The sequence below is a fragment of the Clostridium sp. genome (genome assembly GCF_036642255.1).
GTDB lineage: Bacteria > Bacillota > Clostridia > Clostridiales > Clostridiaceae > Clostridium_J.
In genome coordinates this window covers 44,330-62,657 of the sequence record NZ_JAVWDJ010000009.1, presented here as the reverse complement: position 1 = coordinate 62,657, position 18,328 = coordinate 44,330, and the positions used below count along the sequence as shown (strand labels likewise).

The following is an 18,328-nucleotide window of genomic DNA, read 5'->3' as shown; positions in this document are numbered from 1 at the left end:
GACTTTAAACTTAAAAAGGAGTATAACTAAACTGACCAGTCAGTACAAAAATATAAATGAGGTGAGGAATATGAAATTTGCAAAGATTGCCTGGAAAGATATTTCTAGTATCTTTAAAAACAGGTTCATCAGAGTCTCAGTTGTAGCAATAATAATTGTACCATTGCTTTATAGCTTGCTTTATTTAGCTGCTTTCTGGGATCCTTATGCAAGACTTCAAGAGCTACCTGTAGCCTTTGTAAATCTTGATAAAGGAGGAACTAAAGATGGAGAAGCAGTAAACTATGGAGAAGATATATTAGAAAACCTAAAGGATAATAAAGAGGTGCAATGGCATTTTGTTAAACTTGAGGAAGGAAAAAGTGGACTTGAAAGTGATGGATATTATTCCATGTTTGTAATCCCCGAAGATTTTTCTAGAAAGATTATCAGTGCTAAAGATGGAAAGCCACAACAACCTTCTATTGTTTATTCAGCTAATGAGAAGAAAAATTTTCTCGCAGCACAGATAGGGGGAAGAGTTGAGGATAAACTGAAAGCTGAGATAGTACAAAATGTTAGCGAAGAATATACTAAAGTTACTTTCGATAATTTATACCAATTAAAAGATGGCATGAGAAAAGCGGCAGATGGAAGTAAGGAACTTTCAGATGGAATAAGCACTTTAAATAATAAGGTTCCAGAGATGGCAGATGGAGTGAATCAACTTTATGATGGTTCTACTAAATTGTCAGAGGGGCTTGGGAAGTTAAATAGTAACTCTTCCCAGATGGAAGAGGGAGTAGGTAAGTTATATAGTGGTTCTTCACAGCTTAAGGATGGAATTAATTCATTAAATGAAAACACTCCATCAATGGTTGCAGGAATAAATATCCTTTATGATGGAACTAATAAATTATCAGAGGGATTAAACACTACAGCGGTGGATTCTAATGGAAAACCTTTAGGTCTCACATATGGATTAAAAGGTTTATTACAAGGAATTAAACAAGTAAAGGATAGTGTAGGTGACCTAGGGTATTCTTTACAAAGTTTAAATAACGATGTAAATGTAGGAAGTCCTAATTCTCCTAGCTTAGTTCAAGGAGTAAGTAGCATAAATAAGGGAGTGTCAGGCATTTCTGCGGCACTTAGTGCTTTTAACAACACAGTAAATAATGGTGCAGTGCCATCATCTAATGGGATGTCAACAGATCAGGTTATTGGCGCTTTAACTAAACAGTATAATTCAGCAACAGATGATACTGTAAGAGTACAGGTACTAGCACAAATGGTAGGGGTTTTAAACTCAGCAGTAAATGTGGATAAAGGAGCAACAGAACCGTCACTAAAAACTGCAATGGGTGCTTTAAATAATAGTGTTAATGTAGATTCAGAGGGCAAGCCAAGCTTGAAAACAGCTATTGAAGGGTTAAATGCTGCAGTAAACAATGGCTATAGTGGAAAGCCTAGCTTAATATCTGGAATGGACACATTAGTTTCAGGAACTGATAATTTAGCTAATGGAGCTGGCGAAATAGGTGAAGGAGCATCACAGTTAAAAGGTGGCTTAGAACAGTTGAAAGGAAAAATGCCACAATTAACTGAGGGAACTAATAGTCTTGCTTCTGGTGCAACAGCACTAAATGGTGGATTATCTGAGTTAAAAGTTAAGATGCCAGAACTAGTTTCAGGAGTTAATCAGTTATCAGCGGGCTCAAAGGCATTAAATGTAGGCTTAGGAGAATTAAATAACAAAATACCAGAGCTAAAGGATGGTAGTGAAAAGTTAAGAGATGGTTCTATAGAATTATCAGAAAAGTTAAATGAAGGTGCAGATGAATTAGATAAAAACCTCGTAAACAGTAGCGAGGACATGGCTAAGTTTGTAAGTGAGCCTATTGTCATGAAGGATGATGCGGTGAATGCGGTTAAGGATTATGGTACTGGCTTTACATCTTATTTTATCCCATTATCATTATGGGTGGGAGCTATTATGATGTTTTTTGTAATTTCTTCTAAGGTTGGGGATAGCATGGATGCGGGACCAATTGCTACTGTGCTTGGTAAATATTTATCCTATGGATTTATAGGAACTTTACAAGCTGTGCTTGTGAGTATAGCAGTTTTGGCTCTTGGATTAAAACCACAAAACTTATTGTTATATTTCTTATTTAATATATTGATGTCATTATCTTTTATAGCAATAATACAATGTTTGATTTTCAGCTTAGGTGATGCGGGAAGACTGCTTGCTATAGTTTTATTGATTCTTCAATTAACTTCTTGTGCAGGAACTTTCCCATTAGAACTAGTTCCACAGTTCTTTAAGGTTATAAATCCTTATATGCCATTTACTTACTGCGTATCAGCATTAAGAGAAATAATATCTGGAAATAATTTAAGCTTAATTGGACATGATATATTAATTTTATCGGTAATCTTAGTTGTATTCCTTGGAATTTCTATGTTATTAAAAGAAAGAGGAGAACTATTACAGCTTAGAATGGAAGAGAGAAAAGAAGTAGAAGCATAATATAAAATATTTATAAAGTAAAAGAAGACATGAGTAATCATGACTTCTTTTTTTACTAGGATTTGGATTAATATGAGGTAACTATATAATTAATTTTAAGGTATCTTTCTAATCATCCAGCTCTTCATCAGCAATACAAGGGAGAGTAATTGTAAATGTAGTTCCTTCTCCAAGGATACTTTCTACATCAATTCTTCCTTTATGATCCTTAATAATTTGATAACATACATTTAATCCTAAGCCTGTACCAGTTTTCTTGGTTGTATAGAACATAGTTCCAATTTTCTCAAGTTGTTCCTTTGACATTCCTGTACCGTTATCAGTTATTTTTATATACATTTCATTAGTACCTTCAGAGTATCCCGTTTCTATTTTAAGCTTGCGATTATCAGTCTCATTCATGGCATCCACAGCATTTTTACAAATATTTAATACAACTTGCTTAATTTGAACTTCATCACAAAGTATGTATCTTTCTTCCTTGGAAATATCTAGAGTAACATCTACGCCTTTAGTTAAGGAAGTATTCTCAATAGTATTTGAAACAGTTTCAAATAAATCAAGCATAGATATTTCCTCAAGCAACACCTCTCTAGGCTTGGACAAAAATAGAAACTCGCTTATTATTCTATTCACTTCATCAACATCTTTATTAATTTTATTTGCGTAATCCTTTATTTTTTTATCACATACATTTACTTCAATTAATTGACAACGGCCTTTTATTGTGGTGAGGAAATTTCTTGTTTCGTGTACTATCCCCGCACCCATCTGTCCTAATAGAGCTAATTTTTCTTGTTGCTGGATAGCTAATTGATGTCTTTTTATTTCTGTTACATCAGTATCAACACTAATTCCGCCTATTATTTCACCATCAATATTTTTTATAGGTGCTGAATAGACAATTAAATCTACTTTATTTCCTTTAATGGTCCTTAGGGAAGCTTCACATTCATCATAATGTTTTTCTCCTGACAAGATTTTATTAGGGTTTTCTTTTTTTTCAAACAATAATAGATCATTTAGCTTGTCTATATCCATGCCCAAGAGTTCTGATTTATCTATCTCAAAAATTCTTTCCGCAGCTTTGTTACAAAGAACCACTTTTTTATTTCTATCTATCATAATGATTGCATTATTCACAGCATTTAATATGGTTTCAGTTTGAAGATGAAGATTTTTAATTTCTTGTTCTTCTTTTGCACACTTTAGCAAAGACAGAACCCCATTATTAATTCTATTGTTTTTTATTGATAGTTTCTTATATTCTCCATTTCCTACTCTATAAGTTCGAATAATATTCATGGCATTTTTATCTCCTGATAGAACCCTATCAGAAAGGAGGCTTTCATCATCTTCAAGTCTAGGAAATTTCGCAAGAAACTCTCCTGTTGTAATACCTATTGCATCATTTCTATCACATACAAATATTTCTTCAAACTTTTTATTTAAATAGTTTATCTTACTATTTTCATCATACATGAACACACCTAAAGGTAGAGCGTCGAGAACATCATTTAAGGTCTCAGACAGGTTAGTTACTTCCAAATTTGCTTTTGTTACTTTCTCGTAGGCCACTTCTAATTGCTTATGTTTAGCTTCCAGACTATCATAGGAATAAACGATGGCGCTTATAAAAACACCCTTATACATCAGATAGTAAGATACTATTTTAAAAATATGTACTATAAGCCAAATTAGATCCATTGAGTCCCCAAGTGCTAAAAAAAGTATTTCAGATGATATAAGTATTAATAAAGATAGAAATATATAAGAATAATCTAACTCACTTTTAATTTGAATTTTACTTTTTATCCTTATCAAAGAAGTGATTGCCAAAGCAATAATTACAATCTCCATGGTTATCCTGAAATAATTTGAAACCACAGTAGATGTAATTAGCTTGGTAAAACTGCCATTAATATGTGATATATATACCACTATTAATGATATAGTTATTACAAATAACAATTTTATAAATTTATTAATTTTAATTCTAATGTTTAAAGTAGATAAAAATATCACCAATACTTGCATAAACCTTCCTAATATCCAAAAGAACCAGGATAAATTAATATATGTTGGTCTTAATCCATATAGATTCAAAAAATAGTAGGTATGAAGCACATCAAGAATACCTACTAATAAGAATCCAAAACCTAGCATGCGAACACTTAAAGAGTAACGAGAATAATTATGCCATGCTATGGAAAACATACCCAACGCAAAAAAAGTACAAAACCCTTCTAATATAGTATGATATAAAACTAAATTTTCTTCCCAATTGCCTTTTGTTACAAAAATAAGTATTACCGCTGATATTAATAATAATAGATACCTTTTTGAAAGCCTGCCAATCAGACCTTCAGAAGTTTTTTTGTTTTTTACTGTCATTTCCATTTTTTAGTCCTCCTTTAATACTTTAAATATGGACTAAATATAACATTACTTTACAGAATATTCTATATTATTACAAATTATTACTATAGTTTACTAGGTATTATTACTTAACAAATATTCTTATATAATATTTGTTTTACAAAATATTGGGGGTGTCACTAGATTTTAAGTTGTTGACTTAACCTCTATTTAAAGTTATAATTACCATGAAAAACTAAATAGGACATTTAGGTGCTTTTAAATAAGTGAAAAGGGAATGTGGTTAAATTCCACAGCAGCCCCCGCTACTGTAAATGAGGACGAACCTTAATAAACCACTCGCAAGGGGAAGGTAAGGTGTAGGAAGATTCATAAGCCAGGAGACCTGCCTGAATTTTGGAATAAGCTTTCGGAGGGAAAGAACTATTGTTATTTAAAAGTATAATTTTTTATATTTGTAATAGTAGGTGAACCTTTGGGTTCACCTTTTTCGTTTTATTAAATAATACACAAGTTCATTTTTCTCTGGGCTTTTGATTGGGTATTTAAGTATCATCAAAGGTTACTGTAAAGAAGAAAAATCGTGAATGTACAAAGTAGGACAATTACTCTTCTGAAAGTTAGTTGAAAATAATATGTAAAGTGAGGTTATTGTTATGGCTAAAATCATGGTGCAAGGTACTGCTTCCTCTGTAGGAAAAAGTATTTTAGTTACTGCTCTTTGTAGAATTTTTAAACAGGATGGCTACTCGGTTTGCCCTTATAAATCTCAAAATATGTCCCTTAACTCATACATAACACTAGATGGTAAGGAAATGGGGAGAGCTCAGGTTCTTCAAGCTTATGCTGCAGGACTTGAACCACAGGTGTTTATGAATCCCATTCTTCTTAAACCTACTACGGACAAGAAGTGTCAGATTGTTTTTAATGGAGAAATCTATGGTAATAGTGATGCAAAACAATATCATAACCTAAAAGTTCAATTTAAGGATGAACTAAAAAAACAGTTTCAGGAAATTGAAAATAATTTTGATATTATAGTAATGGAAGGGGCAGGAAGCCCTGCAGAAATAAATTTAAGAGAAAATGACATTGTAAATATGGGGATGGCTGAACTTGTAGATGCGCCGGTTGTTCTTGTGGGAGATATTGATAAGGGGGGAGTATTTGCTTCGTTGGTTGGAACCTTAATGCTTATAAGTGATGATGAAAGAGAAAGAGTAAAAGGAACCATTATAAATAAGTTTAGAGGAGATATAGCCCTTTTAGAGCCAGGTCTTGAAATGCTTGAGGATATTTCAAAAAAGGAATGTCTTGGGGTAGTTCCGCATTTTACCTTAGCCTTGGAAGATGAAGATGGGGCTGTCGATCTTAATAAAGAAATTACAGATAAAATTGATATTGCAGTGATTAAGCTACCACACATATCAAATTTTACTGACTTTGATGCATTAAGCTGTGAGGAAGATGTATCTCTAAGATACATAACTAATGTAAAAGAGTTTAAAAATCCAGATTTACTAATAATACCTGGAACTAAAAACACCTTGGGAGACTTAGAAGCATTAAAGACTTCAGGGCTTTATGAAAGAATTCTAGAGCATAGTAAACATGGAGAAATTCTAGGTATTTGCGGTGGATACCAAATGCTAGGGAAAACCTTAGAAGATCCACTAGGAATAGAGACAGACTTAAAAGTTATGGAAGGTTTAGGACTTTTAGATGTTACAACGGTTTTCGAAGAGAAAAAGGTAACTACAAGGGTGGAAGCTAAGGTATGCAATGAAGAGTTAAATTGTATAAATAATGATAAGGCAATACCTCTTTATGGCTATGAAATCCACCTGGGAAAAACCACAATAGGAGAACATTCTAAGCCATTGTTTATTATTAATAAAAAGAATAATGAAACTGTAGAATACACTGATGGAGCTGTGAATGAAGCTGGAAATGTAATGGGTACTTATATTCATGGAGTTTTTGATGGAGTTAATTTCAGAGAGTTTATTGTAAATAAACTTAGAGATAAAAAAGGTATAGAACCTAAAAAATCAGTGGTGTATGAAAGTTTAAGAGATAAAGAGTTAGATAAACTGGCTGATATTGTTAGAAATTCATTAGATATGAATAAGATATATGAAATAATGAATCTTAAAAAATAGAAATGCATTGAAATAACTTAAATCTATAAGGAGGATAGTATGTTTAACTTTGATATTAAACTAAATATAATTTATGTTGTTATAGCTGCTATTATAGATTTTGTTTTAGGAGACCCTAACTGGCTTCCACATCCAATTATTTATATTGGAAAGTTAATAAGCAAGTTAGAGAGTTTCTTTAGAAATAGATTCAATTCAAATAAAGCACTTAAAATTTCTGGAGGCTTAATTGTAGTAATAGTTGCAATGTTAACTTACTTAATTCCTTATATTATTCTCTTTATTGCTAAGGTTAACATTTATGTTTTCCATGGCATTAATGTATTGATGATTTGGACAACTATTGCAGCAAAATCCTTATATAGTGCAGGGGCAGATGTATATAAGCCACTCATTGCTGGAGATATTGAAGAAGCTAGGCTTAAGTTGTCTTATATTGTGGGAAGAGACACAAAGGACCTAAATGAACATGAAATTATAAGGGCTACAGTGGAAACTGTTAGTGAGAATACTTCCGATGGAATAATTGCACCTTTGCTTTTTGCAATAGTTGGTGGAGCACCCTTGGCTATGCTGTATAAAGGAATTAATACCATGGATTCTATGCTAGGATATATGAATGAAAAGTTTAAATATATAGGGTTTTTCCCAGCGAAAACAGACGATGTATTTAATTTTATCCCTGCAAGAATCACAGGAATGTTAATGTGTTTAGGAGCACCTTTCCTTGGAGGAAATATATTTAAAACCTTTAAGATTATGATAAGAGATAGAAAAAATCATAAGAGTCCTAATTGTGCTTATCCTGAAGCAGCCACTGCTGGAGCATTAAAGGTTCAGCTTGGTGGAACAAATAGATATTTTGGTGAAGTAATGTACAAACCAACTATAGGTGATAATGTGGTGGAGTTAAAAGCAACTCATATTTTTGAAACAGGAAAATTAATGTACATAAGTGAAATTTTATTATTAGTTTTTGCTGCGTTATATATTTTAATATGAGGATATAAGTAAATTACATGAGAAAATTCATGAGTGAGTATCTAACAGGGGAAGTAAGGATGTGAAAGTGTGAAACATGGCGGAGATGTGTATAGCCACGGCATATTAGAGGGGAAGAAAATACTAGATTATAGTTCAAACATTAATCCATTACCAATTTCAAAAGAATTTTCTTCAAGAATTAAAGAAGCTTTAGAAATGGTGATTTTATATCCTGATGTAAAATACAGGACTTTAAAGGATGATATAATACAATACCTTAAAAAAAGTGAAAGCTATTTTCTAAAGTTTGAGGATGAAAGTGAAAATTCAACTGAGCTTTCTGAGGGAAAGTATATACAGGGAAGTTTCTTAGATGAAGAGTATAGTGCACCAAAAATGACTTTAGAAAAGCTTAAACCTACTTCTGAAGTTAGAGAATTAAAGGTAACTAGTGACTATCTAAAGGGGATTACTAGAGAAAATATTCTTGTAGGAAATGGAGCATCAGAGATTTTAGACTTAATAATAAGTAGTTTAAAATCCATAACAATTGTGGTTCCGTCCTTTGTGGAATATGAGGATTTCAGCAAGAAATATAAGGTTAGCATTAACTATTCATATCTTAATCAAGGTATGGAATATGATTACGAGGATATACTTTTAAAGTTAGAAAATACTGAAGCACTTATCATAGGAAATCCTAATAACCCCAATGGATGTATTATTGATGCAGATAAATTTATGCGCATATTAGATATGTGTGAAAAGCTAAATAAATTGGTTATTATAGATGAAGCTTTTATTGAATTTGTACTAGATTATGATAAGAGCATTATCCAATATATAGATAAATACAAATGTATTGTAATTGTAAGGGCAATTACTAAGTTCTTTGGTATGCCAGGAATCAGATTTGGATATGGTATTACTAGGAATGAAAAACTAATGCATTATTTCAGCAATACCCAAAATCCTTGGTCAGTGAATTGCTTTGCAGAGCTTGCAGTTAAATATGCTCTTAAGGATGCGGTGTTCATTGATAAATCAAAAGCTTGGATAAACACTGAGCGGAAGTATATGTACAATATGCTAAGTAATATTAGTTTTATTGAAAAAGTGTACATAAGTTACGGAAATTACTTCCTCTGTAAGTTAAAATATATAAGTAGTGGCAAACTTTATGATCACATGCTTAATCATGGAATACTAATAAGAAATTGCGATAATTATGTAGGGCTAGATGATTCATATGTAAGGCTTGCTATTAAAGACAGAAGTTCTAATGAAGTATTACTTAAAACATTAGAGGTTATAGCAGAAAATATATAATTTTATTGTACTGGAGAAGTGTTATGGAAATAGAAAATAAAGTTGAAGATTTCACCTTTCTTTCCATTAATTCTAAGAAGGTAAAAGTATTAGTCATAGGTGGTGGAAAAGCAGCCTTGATTAAGGCTAAATCCTTTCTAAGAAAGGGATTTGTGGTACATTGCATTGCACCAAATTTTAATGAAGAGTTTTTACAATTGAACTGTGAAACTTTGAAACTTATAGTAGAAGAGTTTAAAGATGAAATTGTTAGAAATTATCATATAGTGGTGATTTGTACTAATAAAGAAGAATTAAATAGGCGTATTAGGGTGCTATGTGATAAGGAATGTAAGGTTTATATTGATGCTACTATGCCAGAAGAGTCTATGGCAACCCTATGTGCAATGACCTCAACAAAGGAAGTAAGTGTTGGAGTACGGATTAAAGGCAAGAATCCAAAGACTTCTCAATTTTTAGCAAATAAGGTAAAACAGTATCTAACGCAATATGATGATTATGTTTTCTTTGCAACCCATGTTAGAAATAATATTGGTGACTTTCATAAAAAGTCAGAGGTTTTAGAGTTTATATCGTCTGAAGACTTTCTATTTTTCTTTGAGAAGCATTATGGAGAAGAAATATTAAATTTATTTTATGGAGGTTTTGATTTTGAACTTAAAATTAGCTACGAGAAAAAGTAAGCTTGCCTTGGTACAAACAGAGTATGTTATGAAGCTTATTGAGAAGACTCATAATATTGTGTGTGAAAAGGTTTTGACAGACACTTTAGGGGATCAAAGATTAGATGTAACCCTTGATAAAATCGGTGGCAAGGGTCTTTTTATAAAGGAATTAGAAAAAGCAATATTAGAAGGTCATGCTGATGCGGGAGTTCATAGCATGAAGGATGTACCCTATGAAATGCCAGAGGGTTTTGAAATTGCAGCAATGCCTGTAAGAGAAGATGTAAGAGACGCTTTTGTTTCCATGAATGGAGTACATTTTAAGGATTTAAAGCCAGGAGCCAAAGTAGGAACTAGCAGTAAAAGAAGAGCAGCTCAACTTCAAGTTCTTAGACCAGATGTTGAAATAGTTCCTGTTAGAGGAAATGTTCAAACTAGGATTGCCAAGATAGAAAGTGAAAACTTAGATGGTATTATCCTAGCTGCCGCTGGACTAAAAAGACTTGATATGGAATGTATTATTACAGACTACTTTGAACCAAATGAAATGATTCCAGCTATTGGACAGGGAGCTCTTGGAATTGAAATTCATGAGAATTGTAGAAATAGTGAAGTTTTCAAATCTTTAGATAATCCAGTGGTGAGAATTTGTGTGGAAGCGGAAAGAAGTTTTATGAGGGAGCTTGAAGGAGGCTGCAGTAGTACTATTGGAGCTTATGCAACCCTACATGGAGACATGTTGAATTTAGTAGGAATTTATGAAGTAGATGGTGATCTTGTTAGGGACAATGTAAGTGGCAATAAAGAAAATTATATAAGCTTAGGTAAAGAACTTGCAGAAAAGATACTTAGCAAAAAACTATAGATAATTATAGTAAAGCGATACCTAATGTTTTGAAATATCATATATGCACTTAATCAAGGCTAGGAAAATCATATTATTTAGTAATTTGATTTTATTAAGGAGAAAAACATGAGTAAAGTATATTTAATTGGTGGGGGTCCTGGTAGTGAGGAACTTATCACCTTAAGAGCAATAAAGGCATTAAAAAAGTGTACAGCAATAATGTATGATAGGCTTTCAGGAGAAGGAATTCTTAAATATGTAAATAGTGATGCAAGTATTTACTATTGTGGTAAGGAGCCAGGAAGTCATTATAAAACTCAGGATGAAATAAATGAAATGCTAATCACTCTTTCTAAAGAAGGACATACAGTAGGAAGAATAAAGGGTGGAGATCCTTATATTTTTGGCCGTGGTGGAGAAGAGGCCTTAGCACTTCTAAAGGAAAATATAGATTTTGAAGTTATTCCAGGGATAACATCTCCAATTTCAGTTTTAAACTATGCAGGAATTCCTGTGACTCATAGAAAAATAGCACAAAGCTTTCATGTTTTCACTGGGAAAAGTGTAGATAAACTTAATTTAGACTTTTCAGTAATCGCGAAGCTTAAAGGAACCTTGATTTTTATGATGAGTTTTGAAAACTTAGAAAGAATAACCTCAGAGTTAATAAACAATGGAATGGATGAAAATACTCCAGCTGCTGTGGTAATGAGAGGAACAACTTCTAAGCAAAAGAAAGCTATAGGAAATATAAAAAATATAGGAACTTTAGCACTGGAAAAGGGCTTATCTAACCCATCTATTATTGTGGTTGGGGAAGTTGTTAATTTTCATGATAAGTTAAATTGGTTTGAAAAGAAACCACTATATGGAAGAAATATTTGCGTAACTAGAACTAAAGAACAAAGTGAAGAAATAAGTGAAAAATTAAAAGACTTAGGTGCTGAAGTCACTGAAATAAATTCAATTAAGATTAAGGAAACTAAGTCAAAGCTAACACCATTTCTACATAAATTAAAGGATTATCAATATATAGTTATGTCCAGTGTTAATGCGGCAAATATTTTCTTTGATGCTTTAATGGAAAACAATATAGATGTAAGAAGCATTACAGCAAAGTTTGTAACTATTGGACCAGCTAGTGATAAAGCCGTAAGAAGTAGGGGAATTATACCACATTTAACTGCTAATGAATTTGTAAGCGAAAAGTTATTTGAAGCAATGGAACCTATTTTAAACCAGGGTGATAAAATTTTATTGCCACGTTCTAAAAGTGGGAGACCATTTATGGTGGAAGCCCTAACTAAGGCTAGCTGTGAAGTAGATGACTGTCACATATATGAAACAGTACTCGGAGAAAATAACAACTTAGCACAGTTTAAGGAAGCCGACACAGTGATTTTCACAAGTCCTAGTACAGTGAAAAATATGATAACTCTTGTGGGACTTGAAGCCATAAAGGAAAAGAAAGTTATATCTATTGGTCCTATAACATCTAAAGAATTAGATAACAATAACATAACCTATGAGCAATGTAATGAGAGTAGTAATGAAGGTATTGTAAGAAATCTTTTAGAACATAGAAACTTACTATAAGACTTTTAAAGATCTTTAACAACATTTTAAAAGTTTCAAGCTTCATACCAATCACTTAAATAAAATCAATAGCATTATTATAGAGTTCAAGAATTTAAATAGAGAAGTATCTGTGTTAAAAATCCTTTGACACAGAAAGTGAAATAAATTTATATAAACACCTGCAAAGGGTGATTTTAGGAGGAAATAACATGTACAAAAGACATAGAAGATTAAGAGAAAATGCAGCTATAAGAAGTTTGGTAAGAGAAACAATTTTAAATCCAAATGATTTCATATTACCAATTTTTGTTGTAGAAGGAGAAAATATAAAGAAAGAAATACCTTCACTTAAAGGACAATACCATTGGTCAATAGATAGATTACATGAAATAGTAGCCGAAGTTAAGGAAGCTAAGGTTAAAGGAATTATGGTTTTTGGACTTCCTGACCACAAGGATGAAGTTGGTACATCTGCTTTTGAAGAAATGGGAATAGTTCAAAGAGCTGTTGCTAAAATAAAAGAATTAGATAGAGAAATGTTTCTAGTTACAGATGTTTGTATGTGTCAATATACAAGCCATGGTCACTGCGGTATTATAGTTGATGAAAAAGTACATAATGATGAAAGTTTAAAATATATTGCACAAGTAGCATTGTCCCATGCTAAAGCTGGTGCTGATATGGTAGCTCCTTCTGATATGATGGATGGAAGAGTAAAAGCTATAAGAGATATATTAGATGAAAATGGTTTTGAACATATATCTATTATGAGCTATAGCGCAAAATATAGCTCTGCAATGTATGGTCCTTTTAGAGCAGCAGCAGATTCAGCTCCTCAATTTGGTGATAGAAAAACTTATCAAATGGACCCAGCAAATTCTAAAGAGGCTCTTAGAGAAATAGAAGCCGATATAGAAGAGGGTGCAGATATAGTAATGGTTAAACCAGCTATATTCTACTTAGACATTATTAGAGCAGCTAGAGATAAATATAATATGCCAATTGCAGCTTACAATGTAAGTGGAGAATATGCAATGCTTAAAATAGCAGCTGAAAATGGTCTTATAGATGAAAAGAATGCAACCCTTGAAATGCTTACCTCAATAAAAAGAGCTGGAGCAGATATTATTCTTACTTACTTTGCCATAGATGCATGTAAGTGGATTAAAGAGATGTAAGGAAAAACAATATGAAAAGTATTGTAATTTCTTCTAACAGCAGTGGTGGTGGAAAAACCACCACTACCGTTGGACTTATGCGAGCACTTATGAAAATGAATTATGATGTTCAGGGATATAAGGTAGGACCAGATTATATAGATACAGCTTTTCATAGTTTTATAACTAAGAAACCTTCACGAAACTTAGATTTATTTTTAATAGGCGAAGAAGGAGTTATGGAAGTTTACTCAAGAGGGACTGGAGACTTAGGTGTTATTGAAGGAGTTATGGGACTTTATGATGGAAAAGGCATTAACTCAAAATATTCAACAGCCCATGTGGCAAAGGTTTTAGATTTGCCAGTGGTATTAGTACTAAGTCCAAAGGCACAAAGTGCTACTTTAGGAGCGGAAATCCAAGGGTTACTAAATTATTGTGATGAGTTTGTGAAAGACGTAAACATTAAAGGTATAATCTTAAATAATATTTCACCAAGTTATTACAACCTTTTAAAGTTAGTCATCGAGAACTGCACTAGCCTAAAAGTTTATGGATATATACCAAAAGACGAGAGATTGTCGCTGGAATCAAGACATTTAGGACTTGTACAAGCAGGAGAAATAGGTGATTTAGAAAATAAGATAGAGATTTGTAGTGAATATATTTTAAAAAATGTAGACGTAAAATCACTTCTAGAAGATTTTAAAGAGAACCATGTTATAGATAAGTACAAGGAGCAAATAATCCCTAATGAGAAGCATTTAAAACCTATAGCTTTTTCAGAAGAGAGAGCCACTATAGGGGATAAAAAAGGTAAGTTTAACATGAAAAACCATAATCTTAGAATTGGAGTTGCAAAGGATGTGGCCTTCAGCTTTTATTATAGGGAAAACTTAGAGTTGCTTTCAGAAATTGGAGAGGTAGTATATTTTAGTCCATTATTAGATGAAAAGCTTCCAGAAGATTTGGAATTTTTATACATTGGTGGCGGATATCCAGAGGTGTTTGTTAAGGAATTAAGCCAGAATAAATCTATGCTTTCATCTATTAAGGAAGCTCTAGAACAGGGATTGCCTTGCTATGCAGAATGTGGGGGACTTATGTACCTTACAGAGGGAATAGCTCCCATGAATGAAGAGATGATATATGAAACTGTAGGCTTTTTTAAAGGATATTCTTACCTAACTAAAATGTTACAGAATTTTGGTTATGCTGAAATTCTAATAGATAAAGAAAACTCATTAGTAACACAAGGCAATAAAATTAATTGTCATGAATTCCATAAATCAAAGGTAAACCTAGAAGAAACTCCAGTGTATAAAGTTGAAAAGACTACTTACAACAATGAGGTTAAACAGTGGAGTTGTGGATATGTGAAGAACAACACTTTAGCAGGTTATGGACACGTTCATTTCTTCAACAATATGGAGTTCTTTAGAGAAATGATTAATAAAGTCCTTCAGTACAAAGAGAAAAAGAGTTAGTTGTTTAGCCATTAAATAAAATGTAAGGATTGATGAATATGGATTATATTAAGAACCCAATGGAAATAGAAAAAAGAAGCTTTGAGATAATTGGTAGTGAAATGAATCCACATAATTTTACTGAGGAAGAGCTTTTAATTGTAAAAAGAACTATTCATACTACAGGAGATTTTGATTATCAGAACATAGTACATATTGATAAACAAGCTATTGAAAGTGGAAAAGCATTACTTAAAAGTGGAATAACAATTTATACTGACACAAATATGGCTCTTTCTGGCATTAATAAAATGGCATTAAAAAAACTAGGTTGTGAGGTTAAGTGTTATGTTGCAAATGAGGAAGTAGCAAAAATTGCAAAGGAGAGAGGAATAACTCGATCTATGGCTGGAGTAGAAAAAGCTGTAGAAGAAGGTGTTGAATTCTTTGTATTTGGAAATGCCCCCACTGCAATATTTAAACTGTTGGATCTAATAAATGAAGGAAAAGCTAATCCTAAATTTGTAGTTGGTGCTCCTGTTGGATTTGTTGGAGCCAAGGAAAGTAAGGAAGAACTATTAAAATATAATATCCCTAATATAACAATAAGAGGACGAAAAGGCGGAAGCAACGTAGCAGCAGCCATTGTTAACGCTATTATGTACATGTTAATTGAAAGAGATTAGGAAAAATAAAGTTGGTGATTAATAATGCTTGATTTATATGTTGAAGCAAATGGAAAAAAACTAAGATGTGGCTTTACTACTGGTTCTTCAGCTACTGCCACTGCAAAGGCTGCAACAATGATGCTTTATAGCAATATCTTAAAAAAGAAAATCACAGACAAGTACAATGGAGAAGAAGTATACCAAGTAGAAGAAAATAAATATGTAATTAAGAATATTACCTTCAATACTCCTAAAAATATAGTGCTAACAATTCCTATAATCAATGTGGTGTTTGGAGAGAATTTCGTAGAGTGCTCAGTGATTAAAGATGGTGGAGATGATCCAGATAACACTCATGGCATTGAGATTGTTGCCAGGGCAACTGCTACAAAGGAAGGGTACACCTTAAAAGGTGGAAAGGGTGTAGGCATAGTTTGTGGAGAGGGGCTTTATGTTAAGAAGGGAGAACCTGCCATAAACCCTGTGCCAAGAGCAATGATAGAAAAGGAAGTTAGAGAAGTACTTCCTAAGGACTATGGAGTTGAAATTACTATTATAGTACCGAAGGGTGAAGAAGTTGCTAAAAAGACTTTTAATCCAAGGCTAAATATTCTAGGTGGGATATCTATTTTAGGTACGACAGGAATTGTAATGCCTATGTCTGAGGAATCCTTAACTGAGTCTATTAAATTAGAAATTAGTCAAAAGATTGCTAGTGGTTACAATGAACTTACACTACTCTTTGGAAACATGGGAGAAAACATGGCAAAAGAGTTGGAGCTAAAAGAGGAAAATATGGTGATAATATCAAACTATGTTGGCTTTGCTCTTGATACTCTTGTAGCTAGAAATATTAAAAAAATAACCCTTGTAGGGCATATAGGTAAGGTTTGTAAAATAGCTAGTGGAGCTTTTAATACCCATAGTAGAGTTTGTGATGTAAGACTTGAAACCTTAGCTTTAGAACTTGCGCTTCTTGGATATCCTAGTGAGTTAGTAAGAAGAATATATAATGAAAAAACCACAGAAGGAGCAGTTAATCTTCTTGGTGAAGGATATGAGGAGCTATACAAATCTATAGGAGAAAAGGTAAAGCACCGTATGGAGCAATATTCTTATGAGAGTATAGATGTAGATGTGATAATGTACTCTATGAAAAGGGGCGTACTTTACGATTCAAGAAATTGAAGAGATGGGGCCACCATATCAGGATAAAATCATAAAGTGAGGTGATTTCATGGTATATATTGTAGGACTTGGACCAGGACATAGAGATTATATACTTCCTGCGGCTATAAAGATTATGGAAGAAAGTGATGTAATCTTAGGATTTAAGAGAGCCTTAGAAACCTTGGATTTCATAGACAACAAGAAGGAAGTTAGGAATTCCTTACAAGATATATTAAAATACATAAAAGAAAATCAACATAAAACTATAGCCCTTGTAGCTTCAGGAGATCCTAACTTTTATGGAATCACCGATTATATAAATAGAAATTATCAAGAGGATATTGAGGTTATACCTGGTATTAGTTCTTACCAATATTTAATGGGTAAGCTAAATAAAAGCTGGCAACAGGCCTATTTATCCAGTGTTCATGGAAGAGAAGAAGCTTTTATAACTAAGGTAAAGGAATATGAAAAATCTATTTGGCTTACTGATAAAGAAAGAAACCCAAAAGTACTTTGTACGTTATTAGTAGTAAGCAATATAAATTGTGAGGTAGCCATAGGAGAGAATCTTTCTTATGAAGATGAGAAAATAAGTGTTGGACACCCAAAAGACCTTATGAACAATGAATATAGTAACCTGTCAGTGGTTTTTATAAATAAAAAAACGGAGTGATATCATGAAGTTTATAAAAGATGAAGAGTTTATTAGGGGTAATTGCCCTATGACCAAGGAAGAAATTAGAATCCTCACTGTTGCAAAATTAGAGCTAGAAAATGATTTTAACATCCTTGATGTAGGAGCAGGTACTGGTAGTGTATCTATTCAAATAGCTAAGTGTTGTCCCAAAGGACAAGTTACAGCAATTGAAATGGACAGTGAAGCACTAGAAACAATTAAAATTAACAAAGAGAAATTTAAGGCAGGCAATCTTCGAATAGTTGAAGGGGAAGCCTTAAAGGTTTTAGATAATATAAAAGGTGAGTTTGATGGAATATTCATCGGTGGAAGTGGCGGAAATATAGAAACTATAATTAGCGAGTATGGAAAGAAATTAAAAATAGGAAGAAAAATGCTGCTGAATTTCATCACTATTAATAACCTTTATAAAGCTATGAACACGCTAAAAGAGTTAAATTATTTAGTGGAATGTATAGAGGTGGGAGTATCCAAAACAGTTGGTAGTAGCTATATGCTTAAGGCTCAAAACCCTATTTTTATAATCACAGCAACAAAGGTTAAATAACTTTAGGTAACTGAAATAAAATAACAAGTGAAAGATAGGACGAACAGCTTGTCTCTATAAGAATACTTGTGAAGGCAGGGGAACAGGTTTTATTGATAGTTGTGATTTTAATGGGTTTCACGGGAGCAAGTATGCCGAAAAACAGACTAACATATGAAATA

14 protein-coding genes and 1 riboswitch are annotated in these 18,328 nt (G+C 32.6%); of the genes, 13 read left to right on the top strand and 1 reads right to left on the bottom strand.

Annotation, left to right across the window (positions count from 1 at the left end; translation table 11 throughout):
* The first annotated feature begins 70 nt into the window (after window positions 1-70).
* Window positions 71-2,515: a YhgE/Pip domain-containing protein gene (locus RR409_RS07015; RefSeq protein ID WP_332557025.1), complete on the top strand. Its 2,445-nt coding sequence runs from the start codon at window positions 71-73 to the stop codon at window positions 2,513-2,515.
* Window positions 2,516-2,623: 108 nt separating this feature from the next.
* On the opposite strand, the gene RR409_RS07010 is transcribed toward RR409_RS07015, so the two are convergent.
* Window positions 2,624-4,915: an MASE3 domain-containing protein gene (locus tag RR409_RS07010; protein WP_332557024.1), complete on the bottom strand. Its 2,292-nt coding sequence runs from the start codon at window positions 4,913-4,915 to the stop codon at window positions 2,624-2,626.
* A gap of 212 nt (window positions 4,916-5,127) precedes the next feature.
* Window positions 5,128-5,302: riboswitch (cobalamin riboswitch) on the top strand.
* A gap of 248 nt (window positions 5,303-5,550) precedes the next feature.
* Here RR409_RS07010 and RR409_RS07005 point away from each other — a divergent pair.
* From RR409_RS07005 to cbiT, 12 genes are all read left to right on the top strand, one after another.
* Window positions 5,551-7,056: a cobyric acid synthase gene (locus RR409_RS07005; protein WP_332557023.1), complete on the top strand. Its 1,506-nt coding sequence runs from the start codon at window positions 5,551-5,553 to the stop codon at window positions 7,054-7,056.
* A gap of 39 nt (window positions 7,057-7,095) precedes the next feature.
* Window positions 7,096-8,058 (top strand): adenosylcobinamide-phosphate synthase CbiB, encoded by a 963-nt coding sequence (gene cbiB / locus RR409_RS07000; protein ID WP_332557022.1) that lies wholly within the window; start codon window positions 7,096-7,098, stop codon window positions 8,056-8,058.
* A gap of 69 nt (window positions 8,059-8,127) precedes the next feature.
* The gene (locus tag RR409_RS06995) at window positions 8,128-9,369 is read left to right on the top strand and encodes a histidinol-phosphate transaminase (RefSeq protein WP_332557021.1); all 1,242 of its coding nucleotides are present in this window, start codon (window positions 8,128-8,130) and stop codon (window positions 9,367-9,369) included.
* Between the two features lie 23 nt (window positions 9,370-9,392).
* Entirely contained in the window at window positions 9,393-10,052 is a 660-nt protein-coding gene (locus RR409_RS06990; protein ID WP_332557020.1) for an NAD(P)-dependent oxidoreductase, read from the top strand.
* Complete coding sequence (gene hemC / locus RR409_RS06985) at window positions 10,021-10,899, top strand: hydroxymethylbilane synthase (protein WP_332557019.1); 879 nt, start codon at window positions 10,021-10,023, stop codon at window positions 10,897-10,899. Before RR409_RS06990 ends, hemC begins: the two co-directional genes overlap by 32 nt.
* A gap of 108 nt (window positions 10,900-11,007) precedes the next feature.
* Complete coding sequence (cobA, locus tag RR409_RS06980; RefSeq protein WP_332557018.1) at window positions 11,008-12,477, top strand: uroporphyrinogen-III C-methyltransferase; 1,470 nt, start codon at window positions 11,008-11,010, stop codon at window positions 12,475-12,477.
* A gap of 191 nt (window positions 12,478-12,668) precedes the next feature.
* Entirely contained in the window at window positions 12,669-13,637 is a 969-nt protein-coding gene (gene hemB / locus RR409_RS06975) for a porphobilinogen synthase (RefSeq protein ID WP_332557017.1), read from the top strand.
* A gap of 11 nt (window positions 13,638-13,648) precedes the next feature.
* A complete protein-coding gene (locus RR409_RS06970; RefSeq protein ID WP_332557016.1) occupies window positions 13,649-15,103 on the top strand; it encodes a cobyrinate a,c-diamide synthase in 1,455 nt (484 codons plus the stop codon).
* A gap of 38 nt (window positions 15,104-15,141) precedes the next feature.
* Window positions 15,142-15,768 carry a precorrin-8X methylmutase gene (locus RR409_RS06965; RefSeq protein ID WP_332557015.1) on the top strand — a complete coding sequence of 209 codons (627 nt, stop codon included), beginning with the start codon at window positions 15,142-15,144 and terminating at the stop codon, window positions 15,766-15,768.
* 24 nt (window positions 15,769-15,792) lie between these two features.
* On the top strand, window positions 15,793-16,938 hold the full coding sequence (cbiD, locus tag RR409_RS06960; protein ID WP_332557014.1) for a cobalt-precorrin-5B (C(1))-methyltransferase CbiD: 1,146 nt from the start codon (window positions 15,793-15,795) through the stop codon (window positions 16,936-16,938).
* Between the two features lie 49 nt (window positions 16,939-16,987).
* The gene (gene cbiE / locus RR409_RS06955; protein WP_332557013.1) at window positions 16,988-17,596 is read left to right on the top strand and encodes a precorrin-6y C5,15-methyltransferase (decarboxylating) subunit CbiE; all 609 of its coding nucleotides are present in this window, start codon (window positions 16,988-16,990) and stop codon (window positions 17,594-17,596) included.
* 4 nt (window positions 17,597-17,600) lie between these two features.
* Window positions 17,601-18,167, top strand: coding sequence for a precorrin-6Y C5,15-methyltransferase (decarboxylating) subunit CbiT (cbiT, locus tag RR409_RS06950; protein ID WP_332557012.1), 567 nt, complete (start codon window positions 17,601-17,603; stop codon window positions 18,165-18,167).
* Window positions 18,168-18,328: the final 161 nt, after the last annotated feature.

What these genes read in the sequence shown, in the direction of transcription:
- cbiB (WP_332557022.1), top strand. Translation starts at nt 7,096, where the DNA reads ATGTTTAACTTTGATATTAAACTAAATATAATTTATGTTGTTATAGCT.
- RR409_RS06965 (WP_332557015.1), top strand. Translation starts at nt 15,142, where the DNA reads ATGGATTATATTAAGAACCCAATGGAAATAGAAAAAAGAAGCTTTGAG.
- hemB (WP_332557017.1), top strand. Translation starts at nt 12,669, where the DNA reads ATGTACAAAAGACATAGAAGATTAAGAGAAAATGCAGCTATAAGAAGT.
- cbiD (WP_332557014.1), top strand. Translation starts at nt 15,793, where the DNA reads ATGCTTGATTTATATGTTGAAGCAAATGGAAAAAAACTAAGATGTGGC.
- cbiT (WP_332557012.1), top strand. Translation starts at nt 17,601, where the DNA reads ATGAAGTTTATAAAAGATGAAGAGTTTATTAGGGGTAATTGCCCTATG.
- RR409_RS06990 (WP_332557020.1), top strand. Translation starts at nt 9,393, where the DNA reads ATGGAAATAGAAAATAAAGTTGAAGATTTCACCTTTCTTTCCATTAAT.
- RR409_RS06970 (WP_332557016.1), top strand. Translation starts at nt 13,649, where the DNA reads ATGAAAAGTATTGTAATTTCTTCTAACAGCAGTGGTGGTGGAAAAACC.
- cbiE (WP_332557013.1), top strand. Translation starts at nt 16,988, where the DNA reads ATGGTATATATTGTAGGACTTGGACCAGGACATAGAGATTATATACTT.
- RR409_RS07010 (WP_332557024.1), bottom strand. Translation starts at nt 4,915, where the DNA reads ATGGAAATGACAGTAAAAAACAAAAAAACTTCTGAAGGTCTGATTGGC.
- RR409_RS07005 (WP_332557023.1), top strand. Translation starts at nt 5,551, where the DNA reads ATGGCTAAAATCATGGTGCAAGGTACTGCTTCCTCTGTAGGAAAAAGT.
- cobA (WP_332557018.1), top strand. Translation starts at nt 11,008, where the DNA reads ATGAGTAAAGTATATTTAATTGGTGGGGGTCCTGGTAGTGAGGAACTT.
- RR409_RS07015 (WP_332557025.1), top strand. Translation starts at nt 71, where the DNA reads ATGAAATTTGCAAAGATTGCCTGGAAAGATATTTCTAGTATCTTTAAA.